Annotated in this window: 18 protein-coding genes; 7 read left to right on the top strand and 11 right to left on the bottom strand. The window is 55.7% G+C overall.

Annotated elements, in window-relative coordinates:
• The first annotated feature begins 39 nt into the window (after positions 1 to 39).
• The 4 genes from msrB to htpX all read left to right on the top strand — a co-directional run bounded on the left by msrB (position 40) and on the right by htpX (position 3,852).
• Entirely contained in the window at positions 40 to 438 is a 399-nt protein-coding gene (gene msrB, locus LMS44_RS06740; RefSeq protein ID WP_022520408.1) for a peptide-methionine (R)-S-oxide reductase MsrB, read from the top strand.
• Between the two features lie 103 nt (positions 439 to 541).
• Complete coding sequence (ylqF, locus tag LMS44_RS06735) at positions 542 to 1,498, top strand: ribosome biogenesis GTPase YlqF (RefSeq protein ID WP_022520409.1); 957 nt, start codon at positions 542 to 544, stop codon at positions 1,496 to 1,498.
• A 105-nt stretch (positions 1,499 to 1,603) separates the two neighbouring features.
• Positions 1,604 to 2,851, top strand: coding sequence for a pyridoxal phosphate-dependent aminotransferase (locus LMS44_RS06730; protein WP_022520410.1), 1,248 nt, complete (start codon positions 1,604 to 1,606; stop codon positions 2,849 to 2,851).
• A gap of 95 nt (positions 2,852 to 2,946) precedes the next feature.
• Complete coding sequence (gene htpX, locus LMS44_RS06725) at positions 2,947 to 3,852, top strand: protease HtpX (protein ID WP_159176441.1); 906 nt, start codon at positions 2,947 to 2,949, stop codon at positions 3,850 to 3,852.
• A 75-nt stretch (positions 3,853 to 3,927) separates the two neighbouring features.
• Here the strand turns inward: htpX and LMS44_RS06720 are convergent, their stop codons facing one another.
• The 3 genes from LMS44_RS06720 to pdxB form a co-directional block, all read right to left on the bottom strand.
• A complete protein-coding gene (locus LMS44_RS06720) occupies positions 3,928 to 4,191 on the bottom strand; it encodes a type II toxin-antitoxin system RelE family toxin (protein WP_414727642.1) in 264 nt (87 codons plus the stop codon).
• Positions 4,178 to 4,411 carry an RH3 domain-containing protein gene (locus tag LMS44_RS06715; RefSeq protein ID WP_278371873.1) on the bottom strand — a complete coding sequence of 78 codons (234 nt, stop codon included), beginning with the start codon at positions 4,409 to 4,411 and terminating at the stop codon, positions 4,178 to 4,180. The genes LMS44_RS06720 and LMS44_RS06715 overlap by 14 nt, the downstream gene beginning before the upstream one ends.
• 182 nt (positions 4,412 to 4,593) lie before the next feature.
• Complete coding sequence (gene pdxB / locus LMS44_RS06710) at positions 4,594 to 5,754, bottom strand: 4-phosphoerythronate dehydrogenase PdxB (protein WP_278371875.1); 1,161 nt, start codon at positions 5,752 to 5,754, stop codon at positions 4,594 to 4,596.
• Positions 5,755 to 5,838: 84 nt separating this feature from the next.
• Here pdxB and LMS44_RS06705 point away from each other — a divergent pair, with 84 nt between their 5' ends.
• On the top strand, positions 5,839 to 6,120 hold the full coding sequence (locus LMS44_RS06705) for a hypothetical protein (protein WP_035577715.1): 282 nt from the start codon (positions 5,839 to 5,841) through the stop codon (positions 6,118 to 6,120).
• 22 nt (positions 6,121 to 6,142) lie between these two features.
• Here the strand turns inward: LMS44_RS06705 and LMS44_RS06700 are convergent, their stop codons facing one another.
• Positions 6,143 to 6,478, bottom strand: a complete 336-nt coding sequence (locus tag LMS44_RS06700) for a glutaredoxin family protein (protein WP_278371876.1) — start codon at positions 6,476 to 6,478, stop codon at positions 6,143 to 6,145.
• 12 nt (positions 6,479 to 6,490) lie between these two features.
• Positions 6,491 to 8,728, bottom strand: a complete 2,238-nt coding sequence (gene rlmKL / locus LMS44_RS06695; RefSeq protein WP_278371878.1) for a bifunctional 23S rRNA (guanine(2069)-N(7))-methyltransferase RlmK/23S rRNA (guanine(2445)-N(2))-methyltransferase RlmL — start codon at positions 8,726 to 8,728, stop codon at positions 6,491 to 6,493.
• A gap of 351 nt (positions 8,729 to 9,079) precedes the next feature.
• Between rlmKL and rmf the strand changes: the two genes are divergently transcribed.
• Complete coding sequence (rmf, locus tag LMS44_RS06690; RefSeq protein WP_278371879.1) at positions 9,080 to 9,289, top strand: ribosome modulation factor; 210 nt, start codon at positions 9,080 to 9,082, stop codon at positions 9,287 to 9,289.
• Positions 9,290 to 9,413: 124 nt separating this feature from the next.
• On the opposite strand, the gene LMS44_RS06685 is transcribed toward rmf, so the two are convergent.
• From LMS44_RS06685 to LMS44_RS06665, 5 genes are all read right to left on the bottom strand, one after another.
• Positions 9,414 to 10,430, bottom strand: a complete 1,017-nt coding sequence (locus LMS44_RS06685) for a quinone-dependent dihydroorotate dehydrogenase (protein ID WP_278371881.1) — start codon at positions 10,428 to 10,430, stop codon at positions 9,414 to 9,416.
• Positions 10,431 to 10,537: 107 nt separating this feature from the next.
• Entirely contained in the window at positions 10,538 to 15,361 is a 4,824-nt protein-coding gene (locus LMS44_RS06680; protein WP_278371883.1) for an NAD-glutamate dehydrogenase, read from the bottom strand.
• Positions 15,362 to 15,519: 158 nt separating this feature from the next.
• Positions 15,520 to 16,644 (bottom strand): tRNA (uridine(54)-C5)-methyltransferase TrmA, encoded by a 1,125-nt coding sequence (gene trmA, locus LMS44_RS06675; protein ID WP_278371884.1) that lies wholly within the window; start codon positions 16,642 to 16,644, stop codon positions 15,520 to 15,522.
• A 46-nt stretch (positions 16,645 to 16,690) separates the two neighbouring features.
• A complete protein-coding gene (gene murI / locus LMS44_RS06670) occupies positions 16,691 to 17,542 on the bottom strand; it encodes a glutamate racemase (RefSeq protein ID WP_278371885.1) in 852 nt (283 codons plus the stop codon).
• A gap of 86 nt (positions 17,543 to 17,628) precedes the next feature.
• Positions 17,629 to 18,174: a hemerythrin domain-containing protein gene (locus tag LMS44_RS06665; protein ID WP_009288045.1), complete on the bottom strand. Its 546-nt coding sequence runs from the start codon at positions 18,172 to 18,174 to the stop codon at positions 17,629 to 17,631.
• Between the two features lie 297 nt (positions 18,175 to 18,471).
• Here LMS44_RS06665 and LMS44_RS06660 point away from each other — a divergent pair, with 297 nt between their 5' ends.
• Positions 18,472 to 19,806 (top strand): replication-associated recombination protein A, encoded by a 1,335-nt coding sequence (locus LMS44_RS06660; protein WP_027959677.1) that lies wholly within the window; start codon positions 18,472 to 18,474, stop codon positions 19,804 to 19,806.
• Between the two features lie 98 nt (positions 19,807 to 19,904).
• Here the strand turns inward: LMS44_RS06660 and lolA are convergent, their stop codons facing one another.
• Positions 19,905 to 20,570, bottom strand: a complete 666-nt coding sequence (gene lolA / locus LMS44_RS06655; protein WP_009288044.1) for an outer membrane lipoprotein periplasmic chaperone LolA — start codon at positions 20,568 to 20,570, stop codon at positions 19,905 to 19,907.
• Positions 20,571 to 20,656: the final 86 nt, after the last annotated feature.

Here is a 20,656-nt window from a genome sequence, read left to right as displayed (position 1 = left end):
AGCGATGTAAGCGCAATGCATAAGTGAGAGGAACAGAGCATGGCGAAAATAGAAAAATCCCCTGACGAGTGGCAACAGCAGCTAACCCCAGAGCAGTACCGCGTAGCACGTGAGAAAGGCACAGAACGCCCATTCACTGGCGATTATCAGGTGCGTGATGCGCAGGGTATTTACCACTGCGTCTGCTGTCATGCGCCGCTGTTTGAGAATGAGCACAAATTCGATGCTGGCTGCGGTTGGCCAAGCTTTGATCGGCCACTGGGTAGCCGCTGCGTTGAGGAGCATACGGATACCACTCACGGCATGCAGCGCACGGAGGTAGTTTGTTCCCACTGCGATGCTCATCTGGGCCATGTGTTCCCCGACGGCCCACCGGAGACTACTGGGTTGCGCTACTGCATTAACTCAGTGTCGTTGGAATTTCACCCCGACGAGTAATCGCTGATAAATCCTCTCAAGGAAACCCAGCAAGGCGGGCGCCATCTGCTAGAATGGCAGCCCGCTTTTTTGTGCCGCTATTTTGTACTTGCAGGAGAAACCCATGCTCGGCTGGTTCCCCGGACATATGAACAAGGCCCGCCGCCAGATTAAGGAGGTGCTGCCTGAAATTGACGTAGTCATCGAGGTACTCGATGCGCGTCTGCCCTACTCCAGCGCCAACCCAATGCTGGCCGAGCTAACCCGCCATAAGCCGGTGCTGAAAATTCTCTCCCGGGCAGATCTCGCTGACCCGGAGCGAACGGCCGAATGGGTGGCTTATTTCGATGCCCAAGAGAATATGCGTGCCTTGGCAGTCACGACGACCAACACCCGCGAGCTAAAGAAAATTCCCAAGCTGTGCCATGAGCTGGCCGGTGCCGTTCGTGCTGACCGAGATGTGCGCGTGATGGTGATGGGTATTCCCAACGTGGGAAAATCCACGCTGATTAACGGCCTGGCCGGGCGAAAAATCGCTAAAACCGGCAACGAGCCAGCAGTCACCAAGCGCCAGCAAAAGGTGCGTATCGATGGGCGTGTGGCACTCACCGACACCCCGGGAGTGCTGTGGCCGAAGATTGAGGACCAGGCCAGCGCCTATCGGCTTGCCGCCACCGGCGCCATTCGCGATACCGCTATCGAGTACGCCGATGTAGCCATTGTTACCAGCGCAGAGCTGGCCAAACGCTACCCCGAAGCGCTCACCGAGCGTTATAAGCTCAAAGAGCTGCCCTCTTACACCGCGCCGGATATACCCCATGACATTGATGCGGATGGCCCGAAAAAGCCCGACTTTCTCGCTATTGCTGGCTTCGACGGTAACGCCATCTTAAAAGATATCGCTGCCCGCCGAGGCGGCCTGCGTCCCGGCGGCGCCGTTGATCTGCACCGCGGCGCGGAAGTGCTGCTTCACGAACTGCGTGATGGCAAGCTGGGCAGGCTAACGCTTGAAACCCCGGCAGACATTCCTCCGCCGCCCGTGCAAAACGACGAAGACAATCAAGCACTTTCCGACGCATAATGGCCTAATAGCTCTATAGCCGACGATGGCTTGTGGACGCTGTTTTTAGTCACTCATGCTTTTTGGACACTTTTGGGCCTCTAGCTACTTTTGGACAGACACCTCATGGATACCCCGCAGTCGCACGAATCACAACCGTTAAAGAAATCTCATAAGCTGCACAATGTCTGCTACGACATTCGCGGCCCGGTACTCGACCACGCCAAGCGCTTGGAAGAGGAAGGTCAACGAATTCTCAAGCTAAACATTGGCAACCCTGCGCCCTTTGGTTTTGAGGCGCCGGAAGAGATTCTCCAGGATGTGATGCGCAACCTGCCCACGGCCCAGGGCTACTGCGACTCCAAAGGCCTCTACTCTGCCCGTAAAGCGATTATGCAGGAGTGCCAGCGCAAACAGATTCCCGGCGTAGGTATCGAAGATATCTTCATCGGCAACGGCGTCTCTGAGCTGATCGTGATGACCATGCAGGCGCTGCTCAACGACGGCGATGAAGTACTCATTCCCGCGCCGGACTACCCGCTCTGGACCGCCGCCGCCCACCTTTCCGGTGGTCACGCGGTGCACTACCTATGCGACGAGCAGGCGGACTGGACGCCTGACACAGCGGATATTCGCGCCAAGATCACCAGCCACACACGTGCCATTGTGCTGATCAACCCCAACAACCCCACCGGCGCGGTGTATCCACCCGCCGTGGTGAAAGAGGTATTGGCGATCGCCAAACAGCACAACCTGGTGGTGTTCTCAGACGAAATCTACGACAAGATCCTTTATGACGGCGTCGAACATACTGCCACGGGCGCACTAGCGGACGATGACCAACTGGTCATCACCATGAACGGTCTCTCCAAAAGCTATCGCTGTGCAGGCTTTCGCTCGGGCTGGATGACTATCTCCGGCACCTTGGCCAAGCTAAACGCTCAGGACTATATCCAGGGGCTGAATATGCTGGCCTCTATGCGACTGTGTGCCAACGTACCCGCCCAGCACGCGATTCAAACCGCGCTGGGGGGCTACCAGTCGATCAATGATTTAATCCTGCCCGGCGGGCGGCTGTTGGCCCAGCGAGACATCACGGTGGAGAAACTGAACGCAATCCCCGGCGTCTCCTGCGTAAAACCTAAAGGCGCGCTGTACGCCTTTCCACGGCTCGACCCCAAGGTCTTCAATATCAAAGACGACCAGCAGATGGTGCTGGATCTGCTGCTACAGGAAAAAATCTTACTGGTACAAGGCACGGCCTTTAACTGGCCAGAGCCGGATCATGTGCGCATCGTAACGCTGCCCTGGGCCGACCAATTAGGCGATGCACTCGACCGTTTTGCCAACTTCTTGTCACGCTATCGGCAGTAGCTTTTGTAGCCATGACTTGAAACTGCCATGAACAGCACGTATCTAAGCCATTAATCTAGTAATGCTTCGATGAACTTTAGGGGAGAACCTGCACCATGATGCGAATTCTGCTGTTTTTAGGCACCAATATAGCGGTCTTGCTGGTCGCCAGCATTACCCTGCGCCTGCTAGGCGTAGAGGGTTACCTGCGCGGCCAGGGCATCAACTTCACCAGCCTGCTGATTTTCTGCTTTATTTTCGGTATGGCGGGCTCCATTATCTCGCTGTTTATCTCCAAATGGATGGCTAAACGCAGCACCGGCACGGTGATTATCGAAACGCCCTCCAACTCTACCGAACAGTGGCTGTTGGACACAGTGGCTGAGCTCTCCCGCGAGGCGGGTATCAAAACCCCGGAAGTGGGTATTTTCCCGGCTCAGCAGTCAAACGCCTTTGCCACGGGTTGGAACAAAGACGATGCGCTGGTAGCCGTCTCGGCAGGCTTAATGAATCGCATGCGTCCAGAAGAGGTGCGTGCAGTACTGGCTCACGAAATTGGTCACGTCGCTAACGGTGATATGGTAACGCTGGCGCTGATTCAGGGCGTGGTGAACACCTTTGTGATGTTCTTTGCCCGGGTCGTGGCGCATCTAGTCGATAACTTCCTGCGCAGCCGCAGCGATGGCGGTGGTGGTCTGGGCTTTATGGGCTACTTCGCGGTAGTCATGGTCGCGGAGATTGTGTTTGGGCTTTTGGCCTCGGCAATCGTTGCCTGGTTCTCCCGCTACCGCGAATACCGTGCAGACGAAGCAGGTGCGCGCTTAGCGGGCACCAACGCCATGGTGAGTGCCCTGGCGCGCCTGAAAACCGAAACTGAAATGCCCGATCAAATGCCCGATACGCTGCGCGCCATGGCCATCACCAAAGGCCAAACGCGCTCGCTGGTGGAGAAAATGTTTGCCAGCCATCCGCCGTTGGATGAGCGTATTCGCGCACTGAAAGAAGCCGCTTATCGTCAGTAAGTTTTTCAGTAGCTCCATACCTTTAAGGCCCGCATATGCGGGCCTTATTATGTATTGGGTTTGACATCAGAAGCGTTAGCTACGCTTATAGACATGCTTTCGGTGCCCAACCTTTACGACAGTCACGATAAGAAGCTCATCTACTACTTCATATATGATTCTATAGACACCCTGCCGAATGCGGTAGCGCTCTTGCCCTGAAAGCTTTTCACTACCGATAGGGCGAGGATCTTCCTGTAATTCCTCTATACGCTGAAGAATGCGGGTCACGTCTTTGTTAGGAATGGGCCGAAAATCTTTGGAAACAGATTTCTTGAAGACAAGCTTATAATTTGCCATGGGCCTTCAAATCGTCCAGGAACGCTTCATAGCTCACTGTTGGCTCGGAAACCCGTTCCTCGAATGCCGCCAAATCTTCTTGATCCTCAGCAAGTGCCATACGAACAGCATCGTTAACAATATCTGATACCGAACGATGCGTATGTGCTGACTTCAACCGCAACGCAGCGTGTAACTGAGGATCAAAATAAACTGTAGAACGCTTCGATGTCTCACTCATGATGTTTTCCAAATTCTGTAACGTTTTATCACTATAGCGTCAGAACATCAAAGCGTCAAAATTGCTCTAATAACGGTTTATTCGTACACATAAATACACTCGTGATTACAAATGTCTAGCTTTCTTTTTGCATCTCGAAACAAGTACGTTCAGGCACTGCAAGCACTTACACTCTCTATCATTTAGTTGCTACTCACATCAAACCCTGCCCCACGCAATACGCCTTCCAGCGTTACCGCTGCCCCTGAAAGCTGCACGTTGAGCGTGGCAAATTCACGCCGTAGCGGATAGTTGGCGCGGCAGTCATCAAAGCCTTTGCGCATTCCGTGATGCTGGGTTTGACGCTGTAGCGCATCGTGGTCGCGGCGCACGTCATATACCGCTCGCATACAGAGCCGCAAGGCGTCTTCTGGGGGGAGTGCGTGCTGCAAATGCAGCGACGCGAGGGCGGGTGGTGGGCAAATATCAGCAAACGTCAACTCGCTGGGCTGGTTCCAGTGGCGGGCCAGCGCCTGCTGAATCATCCAGGTGCCGCGTAGCTTGCCGTCAAGGCTATGCCCAGCAATATGGGGCGTGGCTAGTGAGACCAGATCACGCAATCCTGCGTCGATCCCGGGCTCCTCTTCCCACACGTCCAGTATCGCACTGATGTCACCCTTTCCCGCGAGGCGGCTGCGCAGGGCTAGGCCGTCCACACAGTCGCCCCGCCCGGCATTCAACAGCACGCTGCCGGGTGCCAGCTCCTCGATGCGCTGTGCATTAAGGAGCTGGTACGTCGCGTGGGGGCCTTCACGGGTTAGTGGTGTATGCAAGCAGAGCACGTCACAGCGCTCGATCATGGCGTCTAAGGAGTGAAAGCCCTCCTCACGCTCCTCTTCTGCACACTCTATAGCTTCCCGGGGCGGGTCACAGACCAGCGTTGCCACGCCCATGGCGGTTAGCCGCGCCTGGAGCCGGCTGCCTACATTACCCGCCCCCACAACCCCCACGCTACGCTCGCTAAGCGACCAGCCATCCCGCTCCGCCAGCGTGAGCAGGCTGCTCAGCACATAATCTACCACCGCTTCGGCGTTGCAGCCTGGCGCACTGGCGAAGGCGATATCACGCTGAGCGAGCGCTGCCTGATCGATATGATCCGTGCCGATGGTACAAGTACCAATAAAGCGCACAGGGCTATCAGCAATCAGTTTATCGTTGACCTGGGTAATCGAGCGAACGATGAGCGCATCCGCATCCTGCAGGTGGGAGGCATTTATCTCCCGCCCAGGCACACGGGTGAGCGAACCGAAATGGCCGAAACAGCGTTCGGCAGCGGGGATATTGGCGTCGACGACAAGTTTCATAGGCGTTTTGGTATCCGGGCTTTACAATACGCCCGCGACGGCTTGATGGGCAGGCGTGTTTAAAGTCTAAGTAAGGAGAGTGTTGTGATCGTACGCTGGGAAACCAACCATGACTATGTGTTGGTTCATATTCACCAGGATATGTTTGGTGACTGGATTTTCAGCCGCGCCTGGGGCCAAATCGGCACCCAGTTTGGGGGCCTGAAACATCAGCTAGCCGATACGCTGGACCAAGCCCATATGTGGCTGGAGGACGAGGCCACTATCCAGTCCTCACGGGGTTTTCGCAAGGTACTGGAAGTGGCCGACCATACGCCAGAAGGCCAGGAAGCCATGCGCCAGCTCTCACTGCTGGATGTGCTTTAGCCTGCCTCACTCTCCCCGGTTTTTAACCCAGAAAACGTCGCCCATCGCGCTTATGGGCGCCTTTAGGCGGCGTGGTGTCGGGTAGCGCAGTCAACCCTGCCAGCGCCGCTTCATCCAGCCAGCCGCGCTCGCGCAACCATGCACTTAATCGCTCCAGCTCAAAGCCACGATCCAGCTCATTGCCGTCACCATCCACCAGCACCGGTATCCGCAGGCCGTAGCGCTCAACCAGGGCGTCGTCGTCGCTAATCTCGATGTGGTGCAGCCACACCTTTTGATTCGCTAGTGCCGCCACCAAAGCCTCTAACTGGCTGCATAGGTGGCAGCCCATCGTTGTGTAAAGCGATAGCTGAATCATGCAAAAGCTCTCTTATGACGCCTTATGACGAAGTAAAAACACGTGGTGCAGGTTGGTGCGCCGCTGGAAATCGGGGTCGAAGCTACGCCCGGTGATATCCTCAACAGCGTAATGCTCGCTAAGCGCTTCATCGAGTTTAAAGCGCCGCTGGTTATTAGAAAACACCAAGGTTCCACCGGGTGCCAAGCGCGCCATGGCGAGCTCCACAAGCCGCGGATGATCACGCTGCACGTCGAGGGTATCGCGCATTTTCTTCGAGTTAGAGAACGTCGGCGGATCCATAAAGATCAGGTCAAACTCAGCATTGGCGGTTTCCAGCCAGCGGAAACAGTCGTCGCGCACCACTCGGTGCAGTCGTGTATCGAGCTTATTCAGCGCAAAGTTGTCCTTGGCCCACTCCAGGTAGGTGTTGGACATATCCACGCTCACACTGTCGCTGGCGCCGCCTAAGGCGGCCTGCACCGTTGCTGTGGCGGTGTAACAGAACAGGTTTAAAAAGCGCTTGCCGCTGGCCATTTCGCCCAGCATCCGACGTACCGGGCGGTGGTCAAGGAATAACCCGGTATCCAGGTAGTCGCGCAGATTGATCCAGAGCCGTGCCTTGCCCTCTTGCACCTCAAAACGCTCGCCACTAGCGGCACGCTTCTGATACTGGGCGCTGCCGGTTTGGCGCTCGCGGCGCTTGATATAGATTTTACTGGCGTCAACGTTAAGCGCCTCGGGCATGACTTCCAAGGCATCGTACAAACGCTTCTGCGCTTGAGCCGGATTGATCGAACTGGGCGCCGCGTACTCTTGCACGTGCACGCGGTCACCGTAGCGATCTACCGCTAGTGCATACTCGGGCATATCGGCATCATACACACGATAGCTGGTCTCACCACTCTGCTTCAGCCATTTCTTCAAGCGCTTCTGATTTTTGATCAGCCGATTGGCAAACATCTGGGCATTGTCTTGGTTTTTGTGAACAGCTTGCTCTTCGCTAGCCTCTTCACTAGGCGTCGCTACTGCACTGTTCTCGTTCTGAACGGGTTTTGTATCGCTCGCGGCAGGCGGATGCTCGGCGCCACCAATCTCCATAAGCAGCAGCTTGGCCTCCAGGGCACCGTTTTTGAGTGCGTACTGTTTGTGCGCACGCATACCCAGCCGGTGGCCTAAATCCGGGTTGCCAGTAAACACCGCCAGGGTCCAGCCGGGAAACAGCGCTTTGGCTTTATCACCTAGCTGGGCGTAGAGACGCACCAGTTCGGGCAGCTCGCCCAGCCGCTCGCCGTAAGGGGGATTGGTGATCAGCAGGCCGCTCTCAGCAGTCAGTGTTTCGGGACGCGTCAACTGGGCAAGGCTCTGCCCATGCAGGGTAATCAAGGCTGGGATGCCTGCCCGCATAGCATTGGACTTCGCCGCCGTAAGCGCCGCGGGACTCTGGTCGAAACCTAATAGCTGGGCTTTGCAGCGCTTGCGACCAATCGACGCGCGCGCTTCGGCTTCACGCTTCTGTTCCCGCCACGCTTCGTCATCGTGCCCTGCCCAGCCGTGAAAGCCGAACCGCTCGCGGTTCAGGTTAGGTGCTTGATCAGCGGCCATCATGGCGGCTTCGATCAGTAACGTGCCTGCACCACAAAGCGGATCAATCAGAGGTTCACCGGCTTTGAGGCGCTCAGGCCAGCCTGCGCGCACCAGCAGCGCGGCGGCCAGATTCTCTTTTAGCGGCGCATGGCCTACATCCCGGCGATAACCGCGACGGTGCAGGCTTTCACCAGAGAGATCCAACCCAATAGTCAGGTTCATCCGGTGGAGGTGGGCGTATATGCGCAAATGTGGGGTTTTAGTATCAACGTTGGGACGTTCCTGCCCTGCCAGTTGAAGGGCATCAACTACGCCGTCCTTAACGGTCTGGGCACCAAAACGGGTGTGGCGAATATGTTCGCTGCGGCCGTGGAAATCGACCGCCAAGGTGTTACCCGGCGCCAGGTGCTGCGTCCAGGCAATACGGGCAACCACATCGCGCACTTGCTCAGCGGTATCGATCATCGATTCGCGTACCAGGGTCAAAATGACCCGGTTAGCTAACCGCGACCACAGGCAGACACGATAAGCGATCGCTTGGCTGGCAGTGAAATAGACGCCCGCCACAGTGGTTTTACCCGGCGTGGCGCCCAATGCCACTAGTTCATCGTGAAGCAAGCCTTCAATGCCTTTCGGGCAAGTGGCTAGCAGACTCAAGGGGGCGTTTTGATTCAACTCGGTCATGATAATAACGGCGCGTAAAGGCGCAATATTCCTGTATATAACAAATGAGTTTACGTTTTATGACAAATTGGTAGTCGACAGATGACCCCATCATGGTCTAACAATAAGAGAGTAGCTACTGAAAAACGCATGCGTTTCTTGTCAGGGTCGGTTCAAGACCAGACCTATGGCGTATAAGTGTTCTTTGTAAGAGATTGCCGCTCGGCTCGTTCCGCCCGTGAGTGCCAAACAACAGGGCTGAAGCGGCGTCTCGCTCTTGAAGCAAGCTCTCGGAATAGTGGTTGTTGTTGATAACATAAGTCGATAACACCCTATTTCTTATCAAAGGCTTTCGTGAAAAGAGGTTAGCCAATGAAACGGCAAAAACGTGATCGCTTCCAGCGGGCTTATGTCCACGGCTACAAAGCGGGTGTATCGGGTCGTTCTCGTGACGACTGTCCCAGTCGAGATATCAATTTACGCGAATACTGGATGAGCGGTTGGCGTGAAGGTCGCGGCGACCAGTGGGATGGGATGACCGGCATCTCGGGCATCCACAAAAATCCTTTAGTCATGGCCTAACGTTTTATTTTTCAAGGTTTTAAAAGAAAAATTTTAAGCGAGAGGTTTTCAATGAGCCCACTTTTTCAAGTGGGCTTTTTAGTGCCCCTTTATGCCCACACTGCTTCGCTAATCATCTTCGCGCTCAACCTTTAGCTTTCAGTGCCCTCGCGCATTCACCGACCAGTTTAGGACCTTGATAGATCAACCCCGAGTAGAGTTGCACTAAATCAGCTCCCGCCGCGATTTTGGCCTGAGCAGCAGCAGCACTATCGATCCCACCGACACCTATGATAGGTAACGATGGTAGATGCTCACGCAGTTGGCGAATGACGCGATTGGATGCCTCGAAGACCGGTTTCCCAGAGAGCCCTCCAGCCTCCTCCGCTTGTGAGTCACCCTCTACCCCCGCGCGGGAAACCGTTGTATTGGTGGCAATCACGCCATCAAGTGCATTGCGCTGAATACTTTCTGCCATCAAGGCTACTTCTTCAGCGCTCATATCCGGGGCTATCTTAATCAGCAATGGTACGTTGCGGCCCGTTTGGTCATTGAGCTCTGAGGCTCGTGCTCGAATCGGCCCCAACAGCGCATCCAGCTGTTCGCCGAACTGTAGGCTGCGCAGCCCAGGGGTATTCGGTGAAGAGACGTTAACGGCAATGTAATCCGCATAAGAGTGCACCGCGTCTAAGCATACCAAGTAGTCATCCAGCGCGTGTTCTACTGACGTCGTCAGGTTTTTACCAATATTAATGCCCACAATGCCGCCGTAGTGGCGCTGTTTGACCTGCTGGATCAGGTGCTCAACCCCTTTGTTGTTAAAGCCAAAGCGGTTGATGATCGCCTCATGCTGCGCTAAGCGAAATAGCCGAGGCTTAGGATTGCCTGGCTGCGGCTTAGGCGTGACGGTACCCACTTCGACAAACCCAAACCCCAACGCGCCAAGGGCATCCAGGTGGTCGGCGTTCTTGTCCAACCCAGCGGCAAGACCCACCCGATTGGCAAATCGCAGCCCCATCAGCTCGACGGGATCACTCACCGACTGGCCAAACAGGCGTGCTACCCCACCCACCCGATGCAGTGCATCCAGAGCGCTCAAGGCCATCCCGTGAGAGGTCTCTGGGTCAACGCGAAAAAACAGCGAGCGAGCGAGGTTGTACATAGCGGATCTCTTGAAGCGGAGGCTGAAAACGGGCATCAGTATAACGCAATAAAGCGCGCCCTGGTGGAGAACCAGGGCGCGCTTTAATTAAGTGGATTAGGGTACGTCTACGCTTCGCTATCGCTCTCGGCAAGATCTACCAGCTCTCGTACCGCCACGGCGAAGAGCGCAAAGCCTCCTTCACTGCCACCGCGCACCTCTTCAATAAGGCGGCACCAGCGGCGATGCAGATCGGCGTGCTGATCCAACCACTGCGCAACCCGCTCTTGGGTATCGCGGCTGCCGGCGTCGAGCTTCAACACGCTGGTGGTCAGTGCCAACTGCTGACGCTCAATGTCGTCGCGGAAAGTCTCACGAGCCTGAGCCTGCCAGGAGTCGCGCACTTCCAGCTGGGTTACCTGCTGAATCATCCACGGTAGCTCCAGGCGGCTGCCAATTTCGTACAGCACTTCCGCCACCCGCTGGGGTTTTTCATTGGTCAGGCGCGCCGCCTGGATAATACCTAGCCCCGCATAAAGGCTTGATGACGCCGCCACGCTGGATGCCAGTGCATCTGGCACACCCGCCTCCAACAACTCGTCACGACGCGAGTTCCAGGCGCCAAGCTCTTCACCACTGAGTAGCTCACCAATACCTTCCTGCAACTGCGCCAAGCGAGGAGCGAAGTACTCAATGGTATCTTGTGTCGAAAGCCCTAAGTGCTGACGCACAAACCAGCGCGTGGCACGGCGGATCAAGCGCATCAGGTCAAGCATCATCGAGTACTGAATGCGGTTGGGCACCTGATTATCGAGGGCTTCAATTTGCGCCCATAGACTGGGCAAGTTAAAGCTATCACGGGCCACGATGTAGGCTCGCGCAATATCGGCACGTCCCGCTCCAGTGGAGTCCATCAGGCGGCGTACAAAGACGACCCCCATATGATCGACCAAGTCGTTGGCGACCTGTGTCGCAACGATTTCACGCTTCAGACGGTGCTCGTACATTTCGTCTTTAAAGCGCTCGACCAGCACTGATGGGAACAGCCGCTCCAGGTGGCGGTGAATATATTGATCGTCCGGTACGTCAGAGGTGATCAAGTCGCCTTTCAGGGTGCTCTTGGCGTAGGAGATCAGTACCGACAGCTCCGGCAGGCGCATCCCTTGATTGTTGCTGGCCCGCTCTTTGAGCACATCATCGGTAGGCAGGAATTCCAGCTCGCGGTCAATCTGTCCGGCGGCCTCCAGCTCGCTGATAAAACGGCGGTAAGGGCCCATTGACTGGTCGGAAAGGGTAGCCGATAGATCCAGCGCCTGACTTTGGCGGTAATTATCCAGGATCACCAGATCCGCCACCTCATTGGTCATTTCCGCCAACAGCTGATTGCGCTGTTTCTCGGTCATGTCGCCGCGCTTGACCACTTCATCGATCAAAATCTTGATATTGACCTCGTGGTCGGAGCAGTTCACCCCACCGGCGTTGTCAATAAAGTCAGTGTAAACGCGCACGCCTTTGGCGGCGGCTTCCATTCGTCCGCGCTGGGTCAAGCCGAGATTACCGCCCTCGCCGACCACACGGCAATTCAGGTCATTGCCGTTGATGCGCAGGGTGTCGTTGGCTTTATCGCCCACATCCGCATCGGTTTCGTCGGAACCCTTCACGTAGGTACCGATACCGCCGTTCCAGATCAAGTCCACCTTGGATTTGAGCATGGCGCGGATCAGTTCATTAGGCGACAGGCGCTCTTCCTTGATACCAAATACCTGCTGCATCTCCGGCGTGATGCTAATCGACTTGGCGCTACGGCTAAAGATGCCGCCCCCAGCGGAGATCAGCTCCTGGCTGTAGTCTTCCCAGCTGGAGCGTGGCAGAGCAAACAACCGCTTGCGCTCGGCAAAGGACGCCTCGGCGTCCGGGTTGGGGTCTACAAAGATATGCAGGTGGTTGAAGGCACCCACCAGTTGGATCTTGTCGGAAAGCAGCATGCCGTTGCCGAAGACATCTCCGGCCATATCGCCGATTCCCACCACGCTAAACAGGTCGCGCTGGGTGTCGAGATCCAGATTTTTGAAGTGGCGCTTAACTGATTCCCAGGCACCGCGAGCGGTGATGCCCATTTTCTTGTGGTCGTAGCCGTTAGCACCACCAGAGGCAAAGGCATCACCCAGCCAGTGGCCATACTCAATGGAAATTTCGTTGGCGATATCTGAGAAGGTAGCGGTGCCTTTGTCGGCAGCTACCACGAGATAAGCGTCGTTCTCATCGTGGCGGACAACATTTTCCGGCGGCACAACATCGCCGCCCACCAGGTTATCAGTGACATCCAGCAGCGCACGGATAAAGATTTGGTAACAGGCAATGCCCTCTTTCTGGGCGACATCGCGACTGGCATTTTCCGGCATGCGTTTACAGACAAAACCGCCTTTAGCACCAACCGGTACGATAACGGCGTTCTTAACCTGCTGCGCTTTCACCAGCCCCAACACTTCGGTACGGTAATCTTCAAAGCGATCCGACCAGCGCAGGCCACCGCGGGCCACTTTGCCGCCACGCAGGTGAACACCTTCCACCCGCGGCGAGCAGACAAAAATTTCAAACATTGGTCGCGGCTTGGGCATGCCGGTAACCTTGGAAGGCTCCAACTTATAGGCGATGTAATCTTTAAAGCGCCCACCCTCAGCCAGTTGGTAGTAGTTGGTGCGTAGGGTGGCGAGGATCAGCTCCATAAAGCGGCGCAGTAGCTGGTCATCGTTAAGGCTGGCAACTCCTTCCAAGCGCTCATTTAAGCTCGCGATGCACTCGTCGGTGGCGTGGCTCTGCTGCTCAGGATCAAAACGCAGGCGGAATAATTCAACTAACTCACGGGTAATGGCAGGATAGTTGGCCAGCGTAGCAGCGATGTAATCCTGGGACATGCCGAAGCGGATCTGTTTGAGGTAGCGGGCGTAGCCGCGCAGCATGGCCACTTCGCGCCAATCCAGCCCAGCGCCGATAATCAGGCGGTTAAACGCATCGTTATCGGCCTCGCCGGTCCAGATGCGCTTGAAGGCTTCCGTGAATACATCACGCATATCGCCCAGGCTGACATCCGCACCGCTGTGCTCAAGCTCAAAATCGTGAATCCAGTAGCGCTGTTCAGGGGCGTTAATATCGTAGGGGCGTTCACCAATTACGCGCAGGCCAAGGTTTTCCATCATCGGCAGCACGTCAGAGAGCGGAATCTGCGATTCACGGTGGAACAGTTTCAGGTTAACGCCACCACCCTGTTCTTCTAGTGGCCGATAGAGCGACAGCGAGAGGTCGTTCTCGCTATCCAGTGTCAGCAGGTGCTGAACATCAAACACCGCGGTGCGCGCAGAGAAGTCTTCACGGTAGCTGGCCGAGAACGCCTCGCGGAACCGATCCATCAAGTTGTTGGCGCGCTCTTCACCGAAGCCTTCGATCATGGCGTTCTGCAGCTCGTCACGCCAGCTGCGCGCCAGCCGTGACACTTTGCTTTCCAAACGCTTGAGGTCATAGTCGCTGGGCGCGTCGCCATTGAAGCGTAAAATCAATTGAATACGCGCCAGCACCGACTCAGATAAATAGGTATTGAAGTCGCCAAAGTGGGCGTCTAACTCGTCGCACAACACGTTTTGAATCCGCTGACGCAGATCCGTGGAGAACACGTCCCGGGGGACAAACACCAGGCAAGAGTAGAACTTGCCGCTGATATCGGCGCGGATAAACAGCCGCACCTGGCGGCGCTCGCGAATATTGAGGATGCCCAGCGCAGTGCTGGCCAGTGACTCGGTATCGATCTGAAAAAGATCATCCCGGGGGTAAACTTCCAGCACCTGGAGCAATTGCTTGCCGTTGTGACCCTGGGGATTGAATCCGGCAATATCCATCACCGCTTTTAGCTTACGGCGCAGCAGCGGGATATTGCGTGGCGATTCGTTATAGACCGTAGAGGTAAACAAACCAAAGAAGCGCCGCTCACCAATTACATTGCCGTCGTCGTCGTAGCGATCAACGGTAATGTAGTCAGGGTAGGTAGGACGGTGCACCCGAGAGTGATGGGCGCTTTTGGCAAACGATAGTAGCTGCGGCACCAGCACATAATCATTGTGCTCATCCACCCCCTCTTCGGTGCGAATACGCTCGCAGTAGCGCGGCTGATCCAGGCGGAAGACGCCCAGCACGCTATCTGCGTCGCGCTTTAACTCGCTGCCTTCCAGCAGGTACTCGTCGTAGCCCAGGAAAGTAAAGTTATCTTTGAGCATCCACTCTAAAAAGGCAATCGCCTCTTCGTGGTCGTCAGGATCGATCTGCGGCGGGCAGTTTTTCTCGAGTTCTTGAATCGAGGCGGTGATTTGCGAACACATGGCGTCGAAATCGCCCACAGCGGTACGTACATCGCGAAGCACGTCATTTAGGTTGCTTTCGATTTTCTCAAGCAACGCTACGTCGGTGTGCCGGTCTACTTCGATGACAATTAGCGACTCGCGCGCTTCTGGCGCGTTTTCTGCCCTGGGCGAGGCCAGCGCCTGCAACTGATGGCGCTCATCACGGGCGACCGCAAGCACGGCGTTTTGAATGGCGTGCACCGTCAAGCCGCGGCGGTTGAGCTCGATACGCACCGAGTCGACCAAAAACGGCATATCTTCATGGAGAACGGCGACAAAAGTATGCGTCGACTGCCAGCCGTGCTCTTCAAAATCAGGGTTAAATACTCTTACCTTGGGACTTTGCGGGTCGTGATGCTGCAAAAACTGCCATACCGACAGCGTTGCGCCATACAGATCGTCCAGGCGACGATCCACTAGGTCTTCCACCGGCACGGTGGCATAAAAGTGCCGAGCAAAAGCGTCCACAGTGGCGGCGCGAGCGGGGTCTAACCGCGCGTATAGCCGCTCCTGGAGCTGCTTCAAAAGATCTTGCCGACTCTCTTCAATCGCAACGTAGTGCATCCATCACCTCGACTGCCTAGGCCATTAAACGGCCAAAAAACGAAGGACAATAGGCCTTTAGGCCAACATAACGGCTAGCTTACGCTACCTATCGTCGCGTCCCTAATCACTTGACGTGTTGTTCATGGCACATACCGTTTACGCATTAGGTCGTATGCTTACTCGCCTGTCCGCCGCTTCAACAGCACTCCACACTCACAGTGCTCGGTAAACGGAAACTGGTCAAATAGCGCAAAGCGTTCTATCCGATGAGTGTTGGTCAGTATGGTCAAGTTTTCAGCTAACGTGGCTGGGTTGCATGAAATATAGACGATTTGAGCGTACTCGCTGAGTTGTTCACAGCTCTGCTCGTCTAAACCAGCACGGGGCGGGTCGACCAGCACGGTGGAAAAATCGTACTCTCCCAGCGCCATTTCCGCCACGCGACGCCCGGCTTTTTCGCCCTTCAGCGCCAGCGAAAACTCCTCCGCTGACATACGACCAATCTGCGCGTTCGTTACCCCATTGGCTTCCAGGTTTACGTTGGCGCTAGCCACTGACGTGCGGGAAATCTCTGTGGCCAGCACACGGCGGAAGTTATCCGCCAGGGCAATGGTAAAATTGCCATTACCGCAATAGAGTTCGACCAGATCTTTCTTCGCATTACTCTCCTGCTGGCCAGCGGTGACTTCTCGCGCCCAGCTAAGCATTTTCTGGCAGATATGCGCATTGGGTTGGGTAAAGCTGTTTTCGACCTGCTGGTAGTGCAGCGTGCGGCCATCCACCTCTAGCCGCTCCCATACGTGGTCTCGGGTAAGTACGATACGCTGCTTGCGGGAGCGGCCAATAATCATAATACCCAGCTCAGCCTCCAGAGCGCGGGCTTCGCGCTCCCACTCATCGCCTAACGGGCGGTGGTAAATCAGCGTTATCAGCGCCTCACCTGACAGCGTGGTTAGAAACTCTACCTGGAACAGCCGCCGACGCAGCTCATCACAGCGAAGGCAAGCTTCGCGTAGCTGCGGCATTAGCTGATTGATTCGCTCACTGGCGACTGCGTACTGATCTAAACGAATCACCCGCTTGTTCTTCGGATTCTCAGGGTCTACCTCGAACATGGCGTAGAAGAGGTCGTCCTCTTCGTGCCATATGCGAAACTCGCAGCGCTGACGGTAATAGCCTGGCGGCGATTCAAACACTTCTAATGCCGGTGGTTGAAAAGCGGCAAAGGTACTTTCCAGATAGTCGCGTTTGGCGGCTAGCTGCTCAGCGTAGCGTTCAGGTTCTACAACGGGGATAGCCAAGGCTGCTCCTTTGAATAATTCGATCAGCAATAGTAGTAAATAGTGCTCAGTCGCCCACATTAAGCAATTGGGACGCCTTAAACCCATAGCGGGCTAGACCAGCGGTCAGATTGGCAGCAGGGGCAGTGGTAAAGCAGCGGCCATCCTGCTGATCACTGTTTAGCTCAGAAACGACTTGCGAAACCCGTCGGGCTATCGCATCGCCGGAGTCGACCCAATGTAGCGGCACGGGGGCCAGCTGCGTCAGCCAGGGCTTTAGCAGCGGGAAATGAGTGCAGCCCAGTACCACTGTATCTAGCTCTGGGGTATCCAGCGCCTGATGAGCAGACGATAAACAATGCGCAGACGATGGAGGTGCAACGGCGTGCCATAACGGTGCCAGCGCCGCCTGCATGCGATCAATATTGGGGATGACACCAGCCAGGTATGCTTCCGCCTCGACCACCAAGGCATCGGCGGCGACGCGAGTAATCACACAGTCACTGGCAAAACTATCAATCAAGCGCTGGGTGTAGGGCCGCCCTACCGTGGCCTTGGTGGCTAACAGCCCAATATGGCGTGTCTGGCTAATCGCTGCGGCAGGTTTGATAGCAGGTACGGTGCCCACGACAGGGATCGCCAACTGCTCGCGCAAGTTTTCCAGCGCCAGAGTGCTCGCGGTATTGCAGGCGACAACCAAAACACTCGGCTGGCACGCTTCCACAGCGGAACGACATACCGCCACAATGCGGTCGGTCAGGGCTGCATCTTCGCGCAGCCCATAGGGCAACCAAGCGTTGTCGCAGGCATAGCACAGGGCAGCATCAGGGTAGTGTTGGCGCAGCGACTGCGCCACCGACAGGCCGCCGACACCGGAATCAAAAATTAACACGGGGCCTTTCCTGACTCTGCCTATCATGGCTCTGCCTAAAAAAAACGGAGCCGCTATTTTAGCATGCTCCGTCATTTTATTGATGCCCCGTAGCGGCCACTTGTCCGCTAGCGCTATACCACAGGCACGTCAGCACCACGCAGTTCAGCATAGAGCTCGGGATAAGCGTCCTGTAGGCGCTCTAGCTCTTTCTCTGCGCCTTCGGGGAGCGCCTGACGCAGCTCGTCCATATCTTCCTCGCTAAAGTGCTCGTCAATCAGCGGGAACAGCCCCTCGCGTTCGTGACGCAAATAGGCACGATGCGCTTCCAAATAATCTTTCAGGTCGTCGGCAAAACGATCCATCGGAATGATGTTATCCATTAACACCATGTCAATGTCGTTGGAGAGGCGCTGTAAGCGCGGCTTTAACTCACGATAGTCATTCGCCATCTGTTCGGTCAGGGCAACGTGCTCTGGGGCCTGGGTTTGCAATCGCTCCACGCAGACGCGTTCCAGAGGGGCTGCAAAACCATCCATATAGGACAAAATATAGTCGACGACCTCGCGCATAAGCTGGAAGTTGGGCCGCTCACCTTGGGCAAGGGTTTTCTGCTTAAGCTGCAGCACATGGAGTAATCTCGCCATGTTGGCATGATCTAGACGCAGTTGGTTTAACATCGAACTGTCTCCTTTATTGTGTCATGCCTACCGTCGAGCCTTCGTGATTGACGGCATGCGATAATAAGCGCGAGGTAACAAACATGTTGTGTCGCTAAAACATATCGTAACCTGAGCGTGTCGTAACTAACGGGGGTTATCAACAACAGTTATCATGAACAATGCCCCTCTCAAGCTATCCTCGCAAGTGTATCTTTCTGATAGGTTACGTCTAAGGTAGTTCTCTAAGACGCAGTTTACCACCTATACTTGTTGGCAATTTGTTGCTCAACGTACTGATTTATAACGGAAGCTTACATGGATCTTTTTGATAGCGCTCAGGCGACACCGGCTGACGATGCTCCGTTAGCCTTTCGTATGCGGCCACGCCAACTGGACGATTACGTGGGCCAGCAAGCGCTGGTGGGGCCAGATAAACCCCTACGTCGCATGGCGGAGTCAGGCATTGTGCGCTCAATGATTTTATGGGGGCCGCCAGGGGTTGGCAAAACCACGCTGGCAGAGCTGTTGGCCCGAGCCTCCCAGGCCCATCTGGAGCACCTCAGCGCGGTGATGGCCGGAGTAAAAGAGATTCGCGCTGTGGTGGAGCGGGCCCAACAGATGTCCTCCACGGTTATCCTCTTTTTAGATGAGATTCATCGCCTCAACAAGAGCCAGCAGGACGCATTATTGCCCCACGTGGAGTCGGGCCTGTTAACGTTGATTGGTGCCACCACCGAAAACCCCTCCTTCGAAGTCAACTCGGCGTTGCTATCCCGTGCGCGGGTATATGTGCTGAAATCGCTTACCCATGAGGAACTGATCACGGTGATGCGCCAGGCACTCAGCGACGTAGAGCGAGGGCTGGGCAAGCGTGACATTCAGGTTGATGACGAAGTATTAACTGCTCTGGCCCACGCTAGCGCTGGCGACGCACGACGGGCGCTGGGATTACTGGAAACCGCTTGCGATTTCGCTACTCAGGAAGCAAACGGCGAAGTACTGCATAAAGAGGTACTCGCCGATGTGATCGGCCATCAGGCCAGCGCCTTCGATAAGCAGGGGGACGCTTATTATGATCTACTTTCGGCCATTCATAAGTCGATACGCTCTTCACGCCCTAACGCGGCATTGCTGTATATGGCCCGCTTTATGCAGGGCGGCGGTGACCCGTTGGACGTAGTGCGCAGACTGACCGCGATTGCCTCAGAAGACGTCGGCAATGCTGACCCTCGCGCGCTACCGCTGGTGATTGCCGCCTGGGATGCTTATTTACGCCTGGGCGATTACGAAGGCCAGCGGGCAATTGCCCACGCGGCAATTCATTTAGCAGTGGCGCCCAAGAGTAACCGCATTGACCGCGCCTGGAGTGAAGCCAAGCAGTACGTACGCCAGCAGCCCCAGGTTGAGGTACCGACGTACCTGCGCAACGCGCCCACTAAGCTGATGGAGCAGTTGGGTCATGGCGAAGGCTATCGCTATGCGCATAACGAACCAGACGGCTACCCGGCGGGAAGCGCCCACGACTGCTGGCCTGAAGAGCTGCCTAAAGCCACCTTCTTCAAGCCAAGTGCCTTTGGTCAGGAGAAGCGCTTTGGGGAAATCATGGCATGGCGGGAAAATCTTGACCAGGAAGCAGATCAGGCGCCCTAAGGCGCCTGATGGTTAAACCAGTGGCAGGTTATTGATTAACCGCCACCCTCCAGCAACTCTTTACCAACTCCTCACCATTCACTCCTCACTCCCAACCCTTAAAGCTCTTCACGAATAACATCGGTGCCTTCGGGAATTTCGAAATCAAACATGTCCTCAGCAATCTCGCCATTGAGGGTAATATTGCTAAAGGTGATGGCGGTGCGCTGGCCGGTACTGTCCATCATCCACAGCTCGGTTAGCGTATCGGCATCGAACACCATGCTTAGCTCTTCGAACAGCGTATCGGCCGAGATAGGCACTAGGGTAAAGACATCTTCTCCCCCGTCCTGCTCGTAGAACACCTCATAGCTTTCGGTTAAATCGTCCACGCTTCCCGACAGCAGTAACGCAGGGGTATGGGTTACTCGATCGTCCATCTCTTGAACGGTGACTTGTTCAAGGTCGGGATCGTACATATACACATCATCGCCGTCAGAGACCACGGTTTGAGAGTAAGGCGCTTCCACTTCCCAACGCAGCATACCGGGGCGAGACAGCCACATCTCACCACGCGCGCTTTGGAGGCGTTCCCCGCTGCCATCAAGAATTTGCTGCTCAAAATCCGCTTGATAACGCTCAAGCGGATCCAGCCGTTCAGTCAAACGCTCGGCAGCATCGTCTGCCCAAGCGGGAGCACCAAAGGTTAAACCCAAGGCACTTGCCGCAAATGCCAGTGGCGAAGCGCCCATTGCTGAAGTGCGTTTTGTTTGCGTATCGCGCATATAATCTCCCTAGGAAACCGTTGCCCGGTAACTGTTGCTCAAAACTGTTGCTTAAAAATCAAGCAGTGAGGTCGGCTTAACCGGCC

This window comes from Halomonas profundus (assembly GCF_020865425.1).
GTDB lineage: Bacteria > Pseudomonadota > Gammaproteobacteria > Pseudomonadales > Halomonadaceae > Vreelandella > Vreelandella titanicae.
Note: the sequence above shows the minus strand (reverse complement) of the source record. Positions and strands in the feature narration are given on the sequence as shown.